The sequence below is a fragment of the Labedaea rhizosphaerae genome (assembly GCF_004362825.1).
In the GTDB taxonomy this organism is placed as follows: domain Bacteria; phylum Actinomycetota; class Actinomycetes; order Mycobacteriales; family Pseudonocardiaceae; genus Labedaea; species Labedaea rhizosphaerae.
Genome location: NZ_SNXZ01000003.1, coordinates 1150868 through 1168540, shown reverse-complemented (window position 1 = coordinate 1168540; position 17673 = coordinate 1150868). Strand labels below are relative to the sequence as shown.

At 70.7% G+C, this 17673-nt stretch carries 15 protein-coding genes; 9 read left to right on the top strand and 6 right to left on the bottom strand.

The window, feature by feature from the left end; translation table 11 throughout:
• Positions 1 to 339: 339 nt before the first annotated feature.
• Positions 340 to 1566 carry an alpha/beta hydrolase gene (locus EV186_RS22595; RefSeq protein WP_166659277.1) on the top strand — a complete coding sequence of 409 codons (1227 nt, stop codon included), beginning with the start codon at positions 340 to 342 and terminating at the stop codon, positions 1564 to 1566.
• Positions 1563 to 3983, top strand: a complete 2421-nt coding sequence (locus EV186_RS22590; protein ID WP_133851268.1) for a bifunctional lysylphosphatidylglycerol flippase/synthetase MprF — start codon at positions 1563 to 1565, stop codon at positions 3981 to 3983. The genes EV186_RS22595 and EV186_RS22590 overlap by 4 nt, the downstream gene beginning before the upstream one ends.
• Here the strand turns inward: EV186_RS22590 and EV186_RS22585 are convergent.
• Together EV186_RS22585 and EV186_RS22580 are read right to left on the bottom strand one after the other, a co-directional pair.
• A complete protein-coding gene (locus tag EV186_RS22585; RefSeq protein WP_133851267.1) occupies positions 3949 to 4641 on the bottom strand; it encodes a response regulator in 693 nt (230 codons plus the stop codon). The genes EV186_RS22590 and EV186_RS22585 overlap by 35 nt on opposite strands.
• Positions 4641 to 6008: a sensor histidine kinase gene (locus tag EV186_RS22580; protein ID WP_133851266.1), complete on the bottom strand. Its 1368-nt coding sequence runs from the start codon at positions 6006 to 6008 to the stop codon at positions 4641 to 4643. Before EV186_RS22580 ends, EV186_RS22585 begins: the two co-directional genes overlap by 1 nt.
• A gap of 299 nt (positions 6009 to 6307) precedes the next feature.
• Between EV186_RS22580 and EV186_RS22575 the strand changes: the two genes are divergently transcribed.
• Complete coding sequence (locus EV186_RS22575; protein ID WP_133851265.1) at positions 6308 to 8650, top strand: alpha-L-fucosidase; 2343 nt, start codon at positions 6308 to 6310, stop codon at positions 8648 to 8650.
• A gap of 173 nt (positions 8651 to 8823) precedes the next feature.
• On the opposite strand, the gene EV186_RS22570 is transcribed toward EV186_RS22575, so the two are convergent.
• The gene (locus EV186_RS22570; RefSeq protein WP_133851264.1) at positions 8824 to 9324 is read right to left on the bottom strand and encodes a hypothetical protein; all 501 of its coding nucleotides are present in this window, start codon (positions 9322 to 9324) and stop codon (positions 8824 to 8826) included.
• Positions 9325 to 9326: 2 nt separating this feature from the next.
• A complete protein-coding gene (locus EV186_RS22565; RefSeq protein WP_133851263.1) occupies positions 9327 to 9593 on the bottom strand; it encodes a hypothetical protein in 267 nt (88 codons plus the stop codon).
• Positions 9594 to 9988: 395 nt separating this feature from the next.
• Between EV186_RS22565 and EV186_RS22560 the strand changes: the two genes are divergently transcribed.
• From EV186_RS22560 to EV186_RS22535, 6 genes are all read left to right on the top strand, one after another.
• Positions 9989 to 11155, top strand: a complete 1167-nt coding sequence (locus EV186_RS22560; RefSeq protein WP_133851262.1) for a helix-turn-helix transcriptional regulator — start codon at positions 9989 to 9991, stop codon at positions 11153 to 11155.
• Between the two features lie 33 nt (positions 11156 to 11188).
• On the top strand, positions 11189 to 11878 hold the full coding sequence (locus tag EV186_RS22555; protein ID WP_208115723.1) for a hypothetical protein: 690 nt from the start codon (positions 11189 to 11191) through the stop codon (positions 11876 to 11878).
• Positions 11878 to 12441: a dCTP deaminase gene (gene dcd / locus EV186_RS22550; RefSeq protein WP_133851260.1), complete on the top strand. Its 564-nt coding sequence runs from the start codon at positions 11878 to 11880 to the stop codon at positions 12439 to 12441. The genes EV186_RS22555 and dcd overlap by 1 nt, the downstream gene beginning before the upstream one ends.
• Entirely contained in the window at positions 12438 to 13466 is a 1029-nt protein-coding gene (locus EV186_RS22545; RefSeq protein WP_133851259.1) for a thiamine-phosphate kinase, read from the top strand. The genes dcd and EV186_RS22545 overlap by 4 nt, the downstream gene beginning before the upstream one ends.
• A 90-nt stretch (positions 13467 to 13556) precedes the next feature.
• Complete coding sequence (locus EV186_RS22540; RefSeq protein ID WP_133851258.1) at positions 13557 to 14483, top strand: epimerase; 927 nt, start codon at positions 13557 to 13559, stop codon at positions 14481 to 14483.
• Positions 14480 to 16120, top strand: a complete 1641-nt coding sequence (locus EV186_RS22535) for an ABC-F family ATP-binding cassette domain-containing protein (RefSeq protein WP_133851257.1) — start codon at positions 14480 to 14482, stop codon at positions 16118 to 16120. Before EV186_RS22540 ends, EV186_RS22535 begins: the two co-directional genes overlap by 4 nt.
• Before the next feature lie 3 nt (positions 16121 to 16123).
• Here EV186_RS22535 and EV186_RS22530 read toward each other — a convergent pair whose 3' ends face one another.
• Together EV186_RS22530 and EV186_RS22525 are read right to left on the bottom strand one after the other, a co-directional pair.
• The gene (locus EV186_RS22530) at positions 16124 to 16444 is read right to left on the bottom strand and encodes a hypothetical protein (protein ID WP_166659276.1); all 321 of its coding nucleotides are present in this window, start codon (positions 16442 to 16444) and stop codon (positions 16124 to 16126) included.
• A 135-nt stretch (positions 16445 to 16579) separates the two neighbouring features.
• Positions 16580 to 17614, bottom strand: a complete 1035-nt coding sequence (locus EV186_RS22525; RefSeq protein WP_208115722.1) for a hypothetical protein — start codon at positions 17612 to 17614, stop codon at positions 16580 to 16582.
• Positions 17615 to 17673 lie beyond the last annotated feature (59 nt).

Genomic DNA, 17673 nt, shown 5'->3' with positions numbered 1-17673 from the left:
ACCAAACGGCCTAACCGAGAATGGTGGAATATTCCGGTCTTTCACGGCACCCCGGCCACCGCCGGGACCACCCACAAACGGCAGGCAACAGCGCAACGCAACCATTCAAACCGGCCACCTATGCACCGCAACCACCGGCATCGGTGGCAAGGGTGTTCGCCGCCCCACCCCGAGACCGACACAGCCACCCGGCGGCGAACACCCGCGGCAGCCGCCCTAATAGCTCCCAATAGCGCCCACCAGAGAGCCGACACCAGAAAGAGCCCCGACAGAGCCCCACCAGAGAGCACAGCAGCCTCTCAGCGTCCTCACAGCGACCACCGCGAACCATGTCCAACCGTGCTGAGGTGGTCGTTGCTGGGCGGCGCGGTTCCCGCCCTGCTGTTCGTCGCCGCCGCTCTGGGGCTGATCTGGCTGACCGGCGGTCGCAGACGCCGCTGGCGCCTGCGCTCGATCGTGCTCTCCGTCATCCTCTCGGCCCTCATCACCGCCGCCCTCGTCTACTACACCGAGAACATCTGGCAGCCCTTCCCCGACGCACTTCCCGCGCCGGTCATCGCCCTGATCGGGGTCGGCGTGCTCGGGCTGGTCCTGCTGGTGCCCCGCGTGCGGCACAGCACCTGGCCGGTGCGCCCGCTGGCCGTCGTCATCAGCACGGTCGTGCTGCTCGCGGCCGCCAACGGCGTGAACATCTACTACGGACAGTTCCCGACCCTCGGCGCGCTGCTCGGTGCCCCCGTCGACGACGAGCTGCCCGCGGGCGTGCTGCCACCGTCGGATCAAAGCACGCCACCCGCGCACGGAGACGTCGCGCAACTGACCATCCCCGGCAGCTTCGCCGCCCGCCCGGCGATGATCTACCTGCCGCCCGTGTACCTCGTCCGGAACAGCCCGCCGCTCCCGGTCCTGATCCTGTTCGCCGGCCAGCCCGGCTCACCACGCGACTGGTTCGCCAGCGGCGACCTCGCCGACCGCATGGACGCGTTCGCCGCCGCGGACCACGGGTTCGCGCCGATCGTCGTGGTGCCCGACGTCCTCGGTTCGGCGCTGGACAACCCGCTCTGCATGGATTCGCGGCTGGGCAAGGTCGGCACCTACCTCGACCATGACGTGCCCCAGTGGATCGAGCACCACCTGCGGGTCGACGGCCATTGGGCGGTCGGCGGCGCGTCCAACGGCGGCACGTGCTCGCTGCAAACGGCGTTGCGGCAACCCAAGCTGTTCCCGACCTTCCTGGACATCGCGGGCCAGGACGAGCCGACGCTGGGCACCCGCGAACAGACGGTCGCCGCGACGTTCGGTGGCGACGAAGCCGCCTTCCGCGCGCAGAACCCGCTCGACGAGCTCGCCACCCACCACTACCCGGGGCTCGCCGCGATGCTGACGACCAGCGACCAGGACGACGTCTACGGCCCGCAAGCCCAGCGCGTGCGCCAAGCGCTCGAAGCCGCGGGCGTGTCCGTGCAGTTCCGCGTCCTGCCGGGACGGCACGGCTGGATGAGCTTCGGACCCGCGTTGTCGCAGGCGCTGCCCTGGCTGGTCACCCGTATGGGGGGAACACGATGATGAAGAGATACCCGTTGACGCTGGTTTCCCTTGCCACGCTGTGGATCCTGTCGGTTCTGCCGCACCCGGAGAGCTGGTGGGTCGGCACCGGCGCGCCGCTCACGGCGGGTCACTGGTGGGGGATCTTCACCAGCCTGGGCTGGTGCGCCGACTGGCCGTCCATTGTGGTCACCACCGCGTTGATCGGCGGGCTGGTGCCGGTCGCGGAGCGCACGATCGGCTCGATCCGCGCGACCGCGCTCCTGCTGGGGTCGCAGGTGCTCGGTCAGCTGGCGGGGCTCCTCTTGGCCAGCGCCATGGTCGACACGGGCGGCGCCTGGGCGTACCGGCTCACCGACCAGGTCGTGGTCGGCCCGGCCGGCGCGGTGATCGGCCTCGGCCTGGCCACCACCGCTGTGCTCCCGGTCCGCTGGCGCCGGCGGTTGCGCATCACGCTGGTCCTGGGCCTGGCGATGTTCGCGCTCTACTCCGGTCTGCTGTCGGACATCCTGCGCCTGACCACCGGACTCGCCGGATTGACCCTCGGCCGGACGTTGCGTGGCCGGGTCCGCGCGCCGCGACCGTCCCTGCCGGAGAGCCGCCTGCTGATCGCCGTCCTGGTCGCCGCGTCGGCGATCGGCCCGCTCATCGCCGCCATCGGCCGCACGCGGATCGGCCCGCTGTCGGTGCTGCGCTACGTCTTCACCTCACCGCAGCTCGACCCGGCGACCGTCACCCAGCTCTGCTCCGATCCGTTGCTGCTGCACCACTGCGCGGAGCTGCACGCCCAGCAGCGGCTCTCCGGTCTCGGCCCGGCGATCATGTCGATCATCCCGGTGCTGGTCCTGCTGGCCGCGGCCGAAGGGCTGCGCCGGGGCCGGCGCGCCGCGTGGTTCACCGCCGTGGGCACCAACCTCGTGCTGTTCGCGCTCGGGATCCAGCTCGCCACCCGCACCGCGCACGCGCCCGCCGAGCAGCGCCTGATCCTCGGCCCCGGGCCGCACCTGCACACGTGGCTCGTGGTCGGATTGCCTGCCGTGCAACCGCTTCTGGTCGTCGTGCTGCTCGCGTTGACCCGGGACCGGTTCGCCGTGCGGGCCCCCGCGGGCGCCTACCGGCGCTGGCTCCGGTTCACCGGCCTGACGCTGGCGAGCACGGCCGCGGTCTACGTCGTCGGCAGCTTCCTGCTCGCCGACGACTACACGCCCGCGGCCGACCTGCACCGGCTGCTGCTCGACCTGCCGACCCGCTACCTGCCGCCGAACTACCTCGGCGACCTCGAGCTGCCGTTCCAGCCGACGAACTTCGCGACGACCGCGCTCTACGAGTGGACCGGCGTCGTGTTCTGGTCGGTGGCCTGCGTCGGCGCGCTCGCCACGTTCATCCGCTACGAGATGAGCGCCGACCGGACCGACCAGGTGCGCGTCCGCCGGCTTCTGGCCGAGACCGGCGGTTCGTCGCTGGCGCACCTGGCGAGCTGGGCCGGCCAGTCGTACTGGTTCAGCCCGGACGGCCGGGCCGCGGTGGCCTACCGGCTGTGCGCGGGCGTCGCGATCACCACCGGCGAGCCGATCGGCGACCCGCGCCACCACCTCGACGCGGTGCGCGGCTTCCTCGACCACTGCGCCCGGCAGGGCTGGACGCCGTGCCTGTACAGCGTCGGCGAGGAGCTCACCGAGCGGATCACCGCGCTGGGCTGGCACAGCGTGCAGGTCGCCGAGGAGACCGTGCTGAGCCTGCCGGACCTCGCGTTCACCGGCCGCAAGTGGCAGGACGTCCGGACCGCGTTGAACCGGGCCGACCGCGCGGGCATCAAGGCCATCTGGCTTCGGTACCGGGAGGCGCCGGCCGAGATCGCCGACCAGATCAAGGCGATCTCCGCGGCCTGGGTGGCCGAGAAAGGCCTGCCGGAGATGGGTTTCACCCTCGGCGGGCTGAACGAGCTGGCCGACGACGAGGTCGCGGTGCTGGTCGCGGTGGACGGCGACGGCGTCGTGCACGGCGTGACCAGCTGGCTGCCCGTGCACCGCGACGGTGTCCTCATCGGACGGACGCTGGACTTCATGCGGCGCAGGCACGAGGCGTTCAACGGGGTGATGGAGTTCCTGATCGCCTCAGCCGCGTTGCAGTACAAGGAACAGGGCCTGGAGTTCCTGAGCCTGTCCGGCGCGCCGCTGGCCCGCCTCGACCGCGGCGAGCCGGTGCAGTCGTTGCAGCGCCTGCTGGAGAAGGTCGGTCGCGCCTTGGAACCGGTGTACGGGTTCCAGTCGCTGCTCGCGTTCAAGGCCAAGTTCCAGCCGCGCTACCGGCCGCTGTACCTGGCCTACCCGGACCCGATCTCGTTGCCCGCCATCGGCTACGCGATCAGCCACGCCTACCTGCCGCACCTCACCCCGGCGGCGGCTACGCGTTTGGTGCGCCGGGTTGCCCGTCGATGAGCCGGTAGCCGACGCCACGCAGGGTCTCGATGGTGTGGGTACCGAACGGCGCGTCGATCTTGCGGCGCAGGTAGCCGACGTAGACCTCGACGGCGTTGGCGTCGACGTCCGCGTTGGCGTCCCACACGTGGTGCACGATCTCCATCTTGGTCAGCGCCTGACCGGCCCGGCGCAGCAGGAACTCCAGCAGGCCGAACTCCCGTGCGGTCAGCTCGATCGGCGTCTCTCCCCTGTGGACGGTGCGGGCGGCGGGGTCGAGGCGCAGGTCGCCGACGGTCAGCACCGTCGGCCGCTTCGGCGCGCCGCGGCGCAGCAACGCACGCAGCCGGGCCAGCAGCACCACGAACGAGAACGGCTTGGTCAGGTAGTCGTCCGCGCCGAGGTCGAACGCGTCGGCCTCGTCGTACTCGCCGTCCTTGGCGGTCAGCATCAGCACCGGCGTCCACCGGCCACGTTCGCGCAGCTGTTCCAGCACCCGGTAGCCGGAGAGGCCCGGCAGCATGATGTCGAGGATGACCACGTCGTAGTCGGTCTCGGTGGCCGCCCACAAGCCGTCGGTGCCGGTGTGGGCGACGTCCACGGTGAACCCTTCGGCGGTCAGCCCTTTCTCGAGGGTGTCCGCGAGCCCACGCTCGTCCTCCACGACCAGGATCCGCATCACAACACCTCGGCCGGCAGTTCGATCACCACGTGTGCGCCCGGGTAGCCGTCGACCGGGCCGAGCGCCGCCGCGTGACCGCCGTGCCGGGCCGCGATCCCGGCCACGATGGACAGCCCGAGGCCGGCGCCGCCGTGTTCCCGGTCGCGCGCGGTGTCCGCGCGCACGAACCGCTCGAACACCCGCTCGCGGTCCTCGGGCGCGATGCCGGGACCGTCGTCGCACACCTCGATCACCGCCTGCTCGCCGTCCACCCGGGACACGAGGCGAATCCGGCCCGACGCGTGGTTCTGCGCGTTGTCGACCAGGTTGCGCACCGCCCGGCGCAGCTGACCCTCGTCGCCGCGCACCTTCACCGGCGTCGCCGTGACCTCGACCTCCAGCGCCGTCGAGGTCCGCAGCCGCTGGGCCTCCGCGTGCACAAGGTCGTCAAGGTCCACTTCGGACCGCGGTAGCCGGTCGGTGCTGTCGTCGGTGCGGGCCAGCAGGAGCAGGTCGTCGACCAGCCCGCGCAACCGGCCGGTCTCCCGGTCGATCAGGGGGAGCAGGTCGACGGTGTCGGGGTGCCGGTCGGCGACCGACAACGCGGTCGTGATGGCCGAGAGCGGCGAGCGCAGCTCGTGGCTGGCGTCGGCGACGAACCGCCGCTGCGCGGCCTGCGCCGAGGCGAGCCGGTCGAGCAGGTCGTTCAGGGTGATCGCGAGCCGGTGCACCTCGTCGCGCCCCGGCGGCGGCGCGACGCGGGTGGACAGGTCGCTGGTGGAGATGTCGGCGACCGTGCGGCGCATGCGTTCGACCGGGCGCAGGGCCGCGCCGACGGCGCCGTATGCGGCGATCGCCGCCACCACGAGCAGGGCCAGGAACACGACGGTGACCACCAGCGCGAGCCGGCCGGTCGGCTCGGTCACGAACGTCATCGACCGTGCGGAGATCACCGTGTAGGTGCCGTCGGGGCCGGTCACGCCGATGGCCGCGATCCGGAACTCGCCGACCTGGTTGGGCAGGGTCAGGTGCTGGGTGCGGATGATCTCCTGGCCGGGTCGCGGTCGCGCGTCGGTCAGCGGCGGCCGCCCGGTCGCCGCCTGGCTGCGGGCCACCACCGAGCCGGTGCCGTCGAGCACCTGCGTGACGGCGGCGTCGCGCGAACCGACCAGGCCGACCATCTCGCGGCGGTTCACGCCCTCGGCCGACACCTCGCCGGCGACCTGGCGCGCGGTGGACAGCACGCTGTCGGTGACGGTGCCGTCGAGCTGGCGGCTGAGCAGGACGACCACGAGCACGCCCGCGGCGCCCAGGGCGAGCGCGAGCGTGACGAGGGCGATGACCGTCGTCCGGGCGCGGACGCCGATCCTGGCCAAGGGCCGCATTGTCGCAGCTTAAGGCCGAGCGCTTTCGCCGATTCATCCGATCAATGCCTCGTTCAGAGTCTTGACGATGACAACTCGGCGGGTCAATGATGCCAGTCATCGGATCTCTTCGTCGCCCCTACCGCCCATGCTGGAGGGCCCATGACACCCCTTGTGTCAACCGCCGGATCGAGATCAGGTCGCGGGGCTGGCAACCGCACCTCAGGGGAACGTGACGCAGCTCAGCCACGATCACGAGACCAATCGGCACTTTCCGCGCGCCAGGCGACCGGCGGAGTGAAATCCGGGGAGGCGGACCAGTGACCGACTTGAACCGCCGCGCCGCGCTCGGCGTCGCGTTAGGCGCCGCCGCGGCCATTCCGCTCGCTACCACCGCCACTGCCACCGCTGCTCCCGCTGGTCAAGCCCGCGGCAGCCTCGGTGGCCCGAGCTGGACGCCGGTGCCCGACGCCGTGCCCGTCCCGCTCGACGACTTCTTCGACAACGACGGCATCGACACCGCCGACTCGCACGACGGCGACTTCGACGGCTCCGCCAGCGCCTACCCCGGTGAGGGACTCCCGCCGGCCGGCCCCACGACCATCGCCGGCGTCAAGTACGTCTTCCCGTCCTCGGCCCCGGGCGCCAAGAACAACATCGTCGCCACCGGCCAGCGCATCCCCGTCCCCGAGGGCTCCTACCTCGTCGCGTACTTCCTGGTCGCGTGCTCGTACGGCGGTGCGGCCGGCACCGCCACGGTATCCTATTCGGACGGTTCGACGTCGCAGGCCCAGCTCGGCGGGTCCGACTGGTACAGCGGCGGTTCCGGCGTCATCAACACGACCTACCGCTACCGCCCCGGTGCCGTCGACCAGCACCCGGTGGCGATCACCGCGACCTCGCTCTGGCTCGACCCGGCCCGCCGCGCGGTCGCCATCACCCTGCCGGACATCGGACCTCTGCGCGAGGGCGTCGCCGCCCTGCACGTGTTCGCGATGTCGTTGCAGCCCGCCGTGACCGGCCGCGCGCTGCAACTGCTCGACGCCGCGTCCACGACTTTGCTGTACGACCCGCACTCCCAGAGCGTCGAGGCGACCGTGGTGAACGCGGGCACGACGTGGATCTCCGCAGCCGACGACGTCCGGGTGGCGGTGAACGTGGCCGGAGCGCGGACTGTCGCGCCCGCGAAGATCCGCTCACTCGCCCCCGGCGAGCAGGCGCGGGTCCGGATCGGCATCCAGGACAGCGTCCCCGACGGCACCCAGCGCGACGGCACGGTCGCCGTCACCGGGCGCGGGGGCACGGCGGCGTCCCGCTCGACGCCGCTGACCCTCGGCGTGCCTGACTACCAGCCGACCGACGCCTCGCTCGGCACGCACAAGGCCGCGTACTGGTTCGACGACGTCAAGTTCGGCATCTTCATCCACTGGGGCGTCTACTCGGTGCCCGCGTGGGGACCGGTCGGCCAGGAGTACGCCGAGTGGTACTGGGCCAACATGCAGAACCCGAGCGACCCGACCTACGCCTACCACAAGCAGACGTGGGGCGAGTCGTTCAACTACGACGACTTCATCCCGATGTTCACCGCGTCGCGGTTCGACCCGCGCGGCTGGGTGGAGCTGATCAGCGATGCTGGGGCCGAGTACTACGTGCTGACGTCCAAGCACCACGAGGGTTTCGCCTTGTGGGACACCAAGATAACCGACCGCAACGCGGTGAAGATGGGGCCGCGCAAGGACTTGGTCAAGGCGCTGTTCGACGCGTCGCGGACCTACACGCCGCACCTGCGCAACGGCCTGTACTTCTCGATGCCCGAGTGGTTCAACCCGGACAGCCCGTGGCTGGGGCACGCGCCACGCAACCCGTACACGCTCGAGGCGTTGCCCTACACCGGGTACACGGCCGGGCGCGACTACGTGCAGGGGTTGCAGGCGCCGCAGATGCGTGAGCTGATCCACGGCTACGACCCGGACGTGATGTGGTGCGACATCGGCGGGGAGAACGACAGCCAGCACGTGCTCGCGGAGTTCTTCAACAACGCCAAGAACCGCGGCACGCCCAAGGACGTCGTGGTCAACGACCGGTCCGGCATCTCGACCCACGACTTCACGACGCCGGAGTACGCGACCTACCACAACACGGTGGTCGCGAAGTGGGAGGCGAGCCGGGGCCTGGACCCGCGCAGCTACGGCTACAACCAGGCGACGCCGGACAACCTGTACATGACCGCGGAGGAGGTCGTGCAGACCCTGGTCGACATCGTCAGCAAGAACGGCAACCTCCTGCTCGACATCGGCCCGCGCGCCGACGGGACCATCCCGCAGGTGATGCAGGACCGCCTGCGCGAGACGGGCCGGTGGCTGGCGATCAACGGCGAGTCGATCTACGGGACGACGTACTGGTCGCGGATGGCGGAGCTGGGCGACCTGCGCTTCACCGTCAAGCAGAACTCGGCGTTCTACATCACCTCGTTCGCTGAGCCGGGGGCCAAGCTGACCGTCGCCGCGCCGGTCCCGATCCGCAAGGGCGACCGGGTGAGCATGCTCGGCCACCCCGCCGCGCTCGACTGGGAGTACGCGAACGGAACGCTGTCCGTGCAGGTCCCGAAGGCGGTGCGGGCCCGAGGCAAGTACGCGTGGGTTTTCAAGATCGAGTGGATGTAACACCCAGCGGCCCAGCACGATCGATCTGGTGAGCCCCGCGGCGCTGATGGACCCCCGACCCAGCAACGCCGCGGGGCTCACCTTTGTCCGTGGTGAGGTGAGCCCTTGCTTGTGGTGAGGTGAGCCCCGCGCGCGTGGCCCGACCCAGAACGCGCGGGGCCCACCTTTTCCCCCTATTTCCCGAACCACCCCCACCGCGGCCGGAACACGACGATCACGGCGCGGTCGTGGCGGGTCGGGTGGTGGTGGACGTCGACGTCGGCCGCGCCGCAAGCGGCACGGAGCACGGCACGGGCCCGGCGCAGGTCCCCGGTGGTCGTGCCCGCGCGGAGCCAGACGTGCACGAACACCGTCTCGCCCCGGGAATAGGCGCGCACGAGCCAGGGCAGCCGGCCCGACCGGTCCGTGACGCCGGACTGCAGCAGCCCGGACCGCACCCGGTGCGGCACGATCACCGCCCGCAGCACCCGGGCCGCGCCGCGGCGCAGGCTGGGGTTGACGGCCAGCGCCACCGCGACCGCGCCGGCGGCCACGGTCAGCGGCAGCCAGCCGAGCAGGCCAACCCACAGGCCGATCGCGGTGCCGAGCAGCAACTCGATGCGCCACCGCACGGCGATGGTGACCAGCGAAGGTCTGCGGCGCGGTGGCGGCAGGACGCGGCGGAGGTTGGTCATGGTCACAACACCTCACCTGCCTCGGCCGGGACGTCTTCGTCGAAGTCCTCGAAGTCGTCGAGTTCCTCGACTTCTTCGGAGAGCTCGTTGAGTTCGCGGACCATGTCCCAGAGGGCGTCGTTGCGGTAGACCTTGGTCCGGGAGCCGCGAACGCGGGTGATGGAGTGGCCCCGCGCCTTCGCGGCGGCGTCGGCCCGGGCACTGAGCCGGTCGTCGATGCGGTCGAGCAGGCGGGTGAGCCAGGAGGTGCGGGAGGGCTGGTCGGACATCGTGCCTCCTCCGTCGATGGGGAGGGGGTAGGTAAGCCTGGTTGCGCTGGGGGTTACCGCGCACCAGACTGGTGGTCCGCGCGAAGCGAAAGCCGGGTCGAGCCGATGTCTCTTGTGGACTCAGAACGGACGTGTTCGCAGGTGAACGAACGTCCGCTAACTCAAGGGCCCCGAACGAGGCCGCTGGGTCACGAACTTGGGTGCGGTTGTAGCGACCCGCCCCCGGGCGTCGATGAGCCTGTTGTAGTGTTCCGCCGGGTAGTTCATGTCGCCACCCGTCTTTCACTGGTATGTATGAGGTAGGTTCGGTGCACCTACCTCCAGGTTACCTCGGTAGGTGCGCGACGAACAGCCCAAAAACAGGACAACATGCCTGAGGGGAGGCGTTGCGGCTCATGACAGCGAGCCTCGGTGCCGAGCTCCGCCGCTTCCGCGAAGCGGCCGGGCTGAGCCAGCGCGCGGTGGCCACCGAGCTCGGCGTGCAGCGCCCAACCCTCTCCCAATGGGAGACGGACAAGCACAAACCGTCGGCCGAACACCTCTCCCGGCTCGACGAGCTGTACGGCGCCGCCGGCGACCTCGCCGGCTTCCGCGAACCCGTCTCACGCCGGCTCTCCTACGCCGAAGTCTTCGAGACTGTCGCCGACTCGCTGATCGCCAAGGTGGTCCGCGACGACAAGGGCCGGGAGCTCGGCTGGGCGCACAACCTGCCCGATCCGGAGCCGACCCCGCTCAGCACCGCCTATGTCCTGCGCACCCTGCAACTGCTCCGCCGCTTGGCCCGGGTCGACGGCAGCGCGATCACCGAGCAGCTCGCGCGGCGGCACAGCGAGTTCGGCTGGAGCAACCGGCCGGGCTGGGCCAAGCCGGAGGCCAACGCCGTCGTGCTCACGGCCATGGCCGCGCTCGGCCACGTCCGGCACGTCGACGCCGAACTGGCCCGGCTCGAGGAGAGCCTCGACGCCTTCGACCGGACCCGCCCCTACGTCCTCGCGACGGTGCTGGAGTGCGTGCTGTCGTTGCGGCCGGACTCGGCGCTGGCCGACCAGTTGACCCGCGCGTTGCTGGATGCCCGGACCCCGTTCCGCGAAGAGGGCCGGCTGTGGACAATGGACGCCTCGGCCGACCCCGAGATCGTCGAACCCTCGCTGGCCCACACCGCTCGCGCCACCACCGTGTTGCGGCAGATCCGCACCGACACCCACCGTGCGGAAGTGGAGGACGCCGTCGGGGCGGCGCTCGCCTGGATCGTGGATGCCGATGGCGCCGACAACGGCATCACGGAGATCCTGCGATCCGACCCGAAGAACCGCGGCGCGGACGTTCCGGTGAAGCACTTCACCGCGGCCTGGACGCTGCGGGCGATGGCCGGTGCGGACAATGTCCCCAATGCGCGACGCGAGATCGCGCTCGACGCATTGTGGGACTGTTTCACGCCGCAGCTGGGCCTTTGGGCGTGGCGGGCCGACGCGTCGCTGCCCAGCTGGATGACGCACGACGCTGTAGCTGCCCTCCAGACCCACCTGCTATCCATGTCCGCGACCCCCATCGCGGCCACCTGAACCGGAGCACCCGAATTGACCGCCATTTCGCCAATGGCCGCCGTGCGGTCGTTGCCCGATACCGCCGCCGCGGTGCTCGGGGACCGCAGCGAGGAAATCCCCGCTTTGCTGGCCGCGGTGAAAGCCACGACCAGCGACCGGGCCGCGCTGGCGGAATGGCTTGACGGCTTCACCCGGCCGGATCGCGCGGCCGCGGTGGCAGCGCGTTCGTACTGGCACCACAACGGTTTCGCCAAGCTGGTGCTCCACGCGGAAGACGGTTTCCGGATCCGCATGCACATTTGGCCGGCCGGTGCGCATCGGCTGGGGGAAACCAATCCGCACGGCCACCGTTGGAATTTCGCTTCCGAGGTGCTTTGTGGTGACGGATTGGAAACCGAGGATTACCGCGTGTCGCCCGACGGCGTCGAACACATCCGGTATTGCTACCTCGGCGGCCTGAACAGCCTCGCGCCGATCGAGCACGTCAAGCTGCAGTCCACCGGCAGGCGGTCCGTGCGTGCGAACGAACAGCACACCGTGAACACCTCGGTGATCCACACCGTGCACCCGCTCGGCACCGACGTCGTGGCGACGCTCGTCGTGCAGAGCCACGCGCTGACCGAGAAGACCGACGTCTTCTGCGTGCCGGGCAAGGCCGTGGACGAACCCATCAAGGCCATCACGCCCGGCGAGGTGGCGGCCCTGGTGCGGTCGGTCGTCGAGGCCAGAGGGGACCGCTGATGGGCATCGGCGTCCTGGCGGACCACGAGATCGTCTCCGCCATCGCGGAGGGCGAGCTGGTCGTGAGCCCGTTCGACGCCGATCTGGTGCGCCCGGCCGCGTTGAGCGTGCGGCTCGGCGCGCAGGCCTTCGTCCTGCAGGCCGACGAGCCCGTCGACATCGCCGATCCCGCCACCCATCCGCGGCTGGTTCCGCGCGAGCCGGACGCCCGGGGCCGGCTGCGTCTCGACCCGGGTGAGGTGCTGCTCGCACCGACCCTCGAACGCGTGGCGCTCAGCCCCAACCTGGCCGGGTTGCTGGACGGGACGTCGGACTACGCACGGCTCGGCATCAGCGTTGTCTTGTGCCACCAGGTGAGCCCGGGCTTCGGGTATCCCAACGGCGCGATCCTCACCCTGGAAATCGTGTCCAGACTGTCGCAGACCGTCTACTTGCGACCGGGTACCCGGATCGGCAACCTGATGTTGTTGCGTTGCGCGGGCGCGCACCGGCCGTACTCCCGGATGCCCGCGAACTACTCCGCCGACACCGTGGTGCGGGCCTCGAGGCTGGGAGCGTCATGAGCAAGACCTTGGGCGACCTCGGCGAACGCGGGATCTACCGCACGCTGCTGACCCCTCGTTACCAGCACGTCGAGGGCTTCGGCGACGACAGCGCGGTGCTCGGCCGTGGGCTCGTCGCGTCGACCGATTCCTGCCCGACGCCGCTGATCGAGAAGCTCGAGCCCGGCATCTCCGCCTTCCACGAGGGCTGGCTGCTGGCGACGATCAACCTGTCCGATCTCGCCGCGGCCGGGGCCGAGCCGCTCGGGCTGGTCGTCAACTACACGCTGCCCGCGACCACGACCACCGAGTACTTCAAGCAGCTGATGGACGGCGTGGACGCCTGTGCCGCGAAACACCGCACCCAGGTGGTGGGCGGCGATCTGCGCGACGGCAAGGAGAAGTACCTGACCGCGACCGCCATCGGGTGGGCCGAGCCGAGGCTCAGCCGCCGCGGCGCCGAGCCGGGGGACGCGTTGCTGCTGATCGGCGATCCCGGCTACCTCTGGGCGTGGGCGGCCACGCGCGAGCGGGAGGACCTTCCCAAGCAGCTGCGCCGGCGGTTGTGGAAGCGCGCCAGCCGGCCGAAGGCACAGCTCAAGGCCGGTCGGCTGCTGGCCTGGAAGGGGCTTGCGGCCGCGGCCGTGGACGTGTCCGACGGGCTGTACTCCAGCGTCCGGTTGCTGACCGAGGCGAACGGGCTCGGCGCCGATCTGGCCGGCGAGATCGAACTGGACGCGGAGCTGGCGAAGGTGTGCGAGCTCGCCGGGCTCGACTCGTTCGCGCTTGGCCAGACCTGGGGCGACTGGAGCCTGCTCGTCGCGGTCCACCCCGAGCACCTCGAGGACGCGATCCTGGCGTTGAAGATGGCGAAGATCGGCGTGCGCCGGATCGGCACGATGACCGACTCGCACACTGAGCTGACGGTCGGCGGGGTCGAGTGGACCGGGGTCGACCAGGAGCGGTTCAGCGAGCGGTCGTGGCAGGGCGGGGGCATCGAGGAGAAGATCCGCGCCTTACAGAAAAACTCTTCAGGTTCGGTGTAACGAACACGAGCGTGTTCCGATGGACACACTGAACCCCTCGGTGCCGGCGGACCCCCGACCTGGCGGCGCCGAGGGGTGTTTCATGTCCGTGTGAAGATCGTCGTTCCCGGTGGCACCGGCAACGCGGGCGCCATGTTGTGCCGCGCCCTCGCCGACAACGGCCATGACGTCGTCGTTCTGTCCCGCTCCGGCAGTCCGGGCACCGTGCGCTGGGACGGTCGCACCGCCGGAGCCTGGACCGAGGAAATCGACGGCGCCGACGCGGTGATCAACCTGGCCGGACGCAGCGTGAGCTGCCGTTACACGCCGGAGAACCTGCGGGAGATGATGGACTCGCGGGTCGACTCCACCCGGGTCGTCGGACAGGCGATCGCCGCGGCGAAGAAGCCGCCGAAGGTGTGGCTGCAGATGAGCACCGCCACCATCTACGCCCACCGGTTCGACGCGGCCAACGACGAGGCCGCCGGCATCGTCGGCGGCGCCGAGCCGGACGTGCCGGACTACTGGGCGTTCAGCGTCGAGATCGCCAAGCAGTGGGAGGCGGCCCAGCAGGAAGCCGCGACGCCGGACACCCGCAAGGTCGCCTTGCGTGCCGCGGTGATCATGAGCCGGGACCGGGGCAGCGTGTTCGACGTGCTGCGCAAGATGGCACGGCTGGGCCTCGGCGGCGCGGTCGCGGGCAGCAGGCAGTATGTCTCGTGGATCCACGGTGCCGACCTGGTCCGAGCGGTCGAGTTCCTGTTGGCGTCCGAGCTGGTGGGACCGGTGAACCTGGCGGCGCCGAACCCGTTGCCGCAACGCGAGTTCATGCGCGTGCTGCGGGCGGCGGTGGGGATGCCGGTCGGGTCGCCCGCGACGAAATGGATGGCCGAACTCGGTGCGTTGGTGCTGCGCTCGGACACCGAACTGCTGCTCAAGAGCCGGCGGGTGGTCCCCGGTCGCCTGCTCGACGCGGGCTTCGAGTTCACTTTCCCCGACTGGCCGACCGCGGCCGCTGACCTGGTGAGGAAACGATGAGTGCGACGCTGGTGGCCAAGGGGTTGGCCGCCGGGCACGGCGACCGGGTGCTGTTCTCCGGGCTCGACCTCGTGGTCGCACCCGGCGACGTGATCGGGCTCGTCGGCGCCAACGGCGCGGGCAAGACCACGCTCCTGCGCACGCTGGCCGGGCTGTTGCCCGCCGAGCAGGGCTCGGTGGCGCTCAACCCGCCGACCGCGACCGTCGGCTACCTGCCGCAGGAGCCGGGCCCGCGACCAGGTGAAACGGTCCGCGCGTTCCTCGGCAGGCGCACCGGCGTCACCACCGCCCAGCAGGAGCTCGACCAGGCCACCGAGGCGCTCACCGAGGGCGCACCCGGGGCCGACGACGCCTACGCGATCGCGTTGGAGCGCTGGCTCGCCCTCGGTGGCGCCGACCTCGACGAGCGGATCGCGGGCACCATCGCCGACCTCGGCCTCAGCGTCGCCGCCGAGCAGGCGATGACGTCGCTGTCCGGTGGCCAGGCCGCCCGCGTCGGCATGGCGTCGTTGCTGCTCAGCCGCTACGACGTGCTGCTGCTCGACGAGCCGACCAACGACCTCGACCTCGACGGCCTCGACCGGCTGGAGCGGTTCGTCGACGGCCTGCGCGCGGGCACGGTGCTGGTCAGCCACGACCGCGAGTTCCTCGCCCGCACGGTGACCGCCGTGGTCGAGCTGGACCTCGCGCAACAGCAGGTCAACACCTTCGGCGGCGGTTACGCGAGCTACCTCGAGGAGCGCGAGACCGCCCGCAGGCACGCCCGCGAGGCCTACGAGGAGTACGCCGACACCAGGGCGGGGCTGCTCGAGCGGGCCCGGACACAACGCGGCTGGGCCGACAAGGGCGTGCGCAACGCACGCAAGAAGATGCCGGACAACGACAAGATCGGCCGCAGCCTGCGCGTGGAGTCCAGCGAGAAGCAGGCGGCCAAGGCGCGGCAGACCGACCGGATGATCGAGCGGCTGGAAGTCGTGGAGGAGCCGCGCAAGGAGTGGCAGCTGCGGATGTCCATTGCCGCGGCGCCGCGGTCGGGCTCGGTGGTCGCGACCCTGCGCGGGGCGGTGGTCCGGCGCGGCGAGTTCACCCTCGGCCCGGTGAACCTGCAGGTCGACTGGGCCGACAAGGTCGCCATCACCGGTGCGAACGGCGCCGGGAAGTCCACTTTGCTCGGTGCGCTGCTCGGGCGGGTCCCGCTGGACTCGGGCACGGCGTCACTCGGCTCGGGCGTGGTCGTGGGCGAAGTGGACCAAGCACGCGCGCTCTTCTTCGGCGACACACCTTTGCTGGAGGCCTTCGGCGCCGCGGTGCCCGACCTGATCCCGGAGGAGATGCGCACGCTGCTGGCCAAGTTCGGCCTCGTCGCCGACCACGTCCTGCGCCCCGCGGCGACCCTGTCACCGGGCGAACGCACCCGCGCCGCGTTGGCGTTGTTGCAGGCACGCGGGGTCAACCTGCTGGTCCTGGACGAGCCCACGAACCACCTTGACCTGCCCGCGATCGAGCAGCTGGAGTCGGCGCTGGACGCCTACGAGGGCACGCTCCTGCTGGTCACGCACGACCGGCGGATGCTGGCGCAGGTGCACACCACCCGCCACCTCGAGGTGCGGGACGGGCAGGTGTTCGACCGGAGCTAGGCGCTAGCCGAGCGCGGTGCCGGCCGCGGCCAGGGCGTCGCGGGCCTGGCGGACCTCGCCGGAACGCAGCGCGGTGCGGGCTTGTCTGACCGCCGAGATCGCGGGCAGGAACCGGCAGGTGTCGCCGGTGGCCGCGGTCAGGGCCAGCGCGTCGCGCAGGACGAGGTCGAGCAGGTGGGCCGTGGCCTGGTCGACCTCGGCGTGGTCGAGTTCGGCGAGCGCGGTGCGCACGCCGCGGCGCAGCCAGTACCCGGGCGGCGCCGCCCGGTGGCTCGCGTAGTTCGGGTGGTCGGTGCGGACGGGGCCGGCCGCCATGCGGGTCATCACGCGTACCTCTTTCCCGCTCCGGGCCGTTTCATGCGCGGAAACCACCAACGGCCCTGGTCAACCTGACCATACGCTTGGCCCCTCGCAGGCCGCTCAGCCGATTCGGCGACCGTGGTGGAACACGTCTTGGGTTCAGAACGTGATGAAGGCGTACAGCGCGAGGTGGTTGGACTTCGTGCTCGCCACGGTGTAGTCGATGGGTGAGGGCTGCACGGTGCCGCGGACGAAGATGTAGTCGATCTTGCGGGACCCGTCGGTCGCGGCGGTGCCGTGGCCGGTCATGCCGAAGCCGCTCAACGTGTTCGCGGCGATGCCGGTGCGGTTGGCGTCGATGCCGATGACGCGGATGGTGGAGGCGTTCATCAGGCTGGTCGCGTCCGCGGCCACGTGGATGCCGCTGCCGCCGATGCCCTTGTCGCCGTCGCCCGCGCAGGCGTGCGACGCGTTCTCCTGGGGCAGGTGCATGGTCGCGGCGAACACGCTGGTTCCGGTCGCCTTGATGGTGAACCGGGCCGCGATGGCCGTGGTGCGCTTCCACTTGTACTGGTCGGTGCTGTCGCTGTCGGCGTTCGGCGGCTTGTACAACGTGCAGCCCGCGCCGTCGTCGTACGCGGTGCCCGGCTTGAGCCAGCCCGCGCTCCAGTACTTCGACACGTCACCGGCGGCGAGGCTGAGCCGCTGCGAGTTGTAGATCAGGCCGTTGGTCTGGCGCTTCTTCAGGTCGCCGAGCGACTGGTCGCTGCAGTGGTGGCTGCCGCCCCACTCCTCGGGGTCGGCCCACGCCACGATCGCCTTGTACGCACCCGCCGGGAGCCCGAACTTCGCCGAGAGCTGGTCTGCGTAGGCATCGGCCTGACCTTGGCCGCGGATCTGTTGCACGATCAGCAGATCCGGCGCCACCACCGACGACGTGCTCGTCTTGCCGTTGTCGTCCACCAGCATCGACGCCAGGTGGTCCGGACCGGAGATCCGCGTGCACGTCCCGTCGGGGTTGTTGCGCACCAGGTTCTCGATGTTGTCGGTGTAGACGCGCAGCACGCGGTCCGCGGTGACGGAAGTGGTGGCGGATGGCGCCGCCTGCGCGAGCACGGTGGTGGTCAACACGGGGGTGGTCAACGCTGTCGCCACGGCGGCCGTGGCGACGGCGAACCGACGGGCAAGGGTCATGATCGCCTCCAGTCAAGCCGTGACAGATGGGGGTAAATGTGTCACAGGATGGCGCCGGG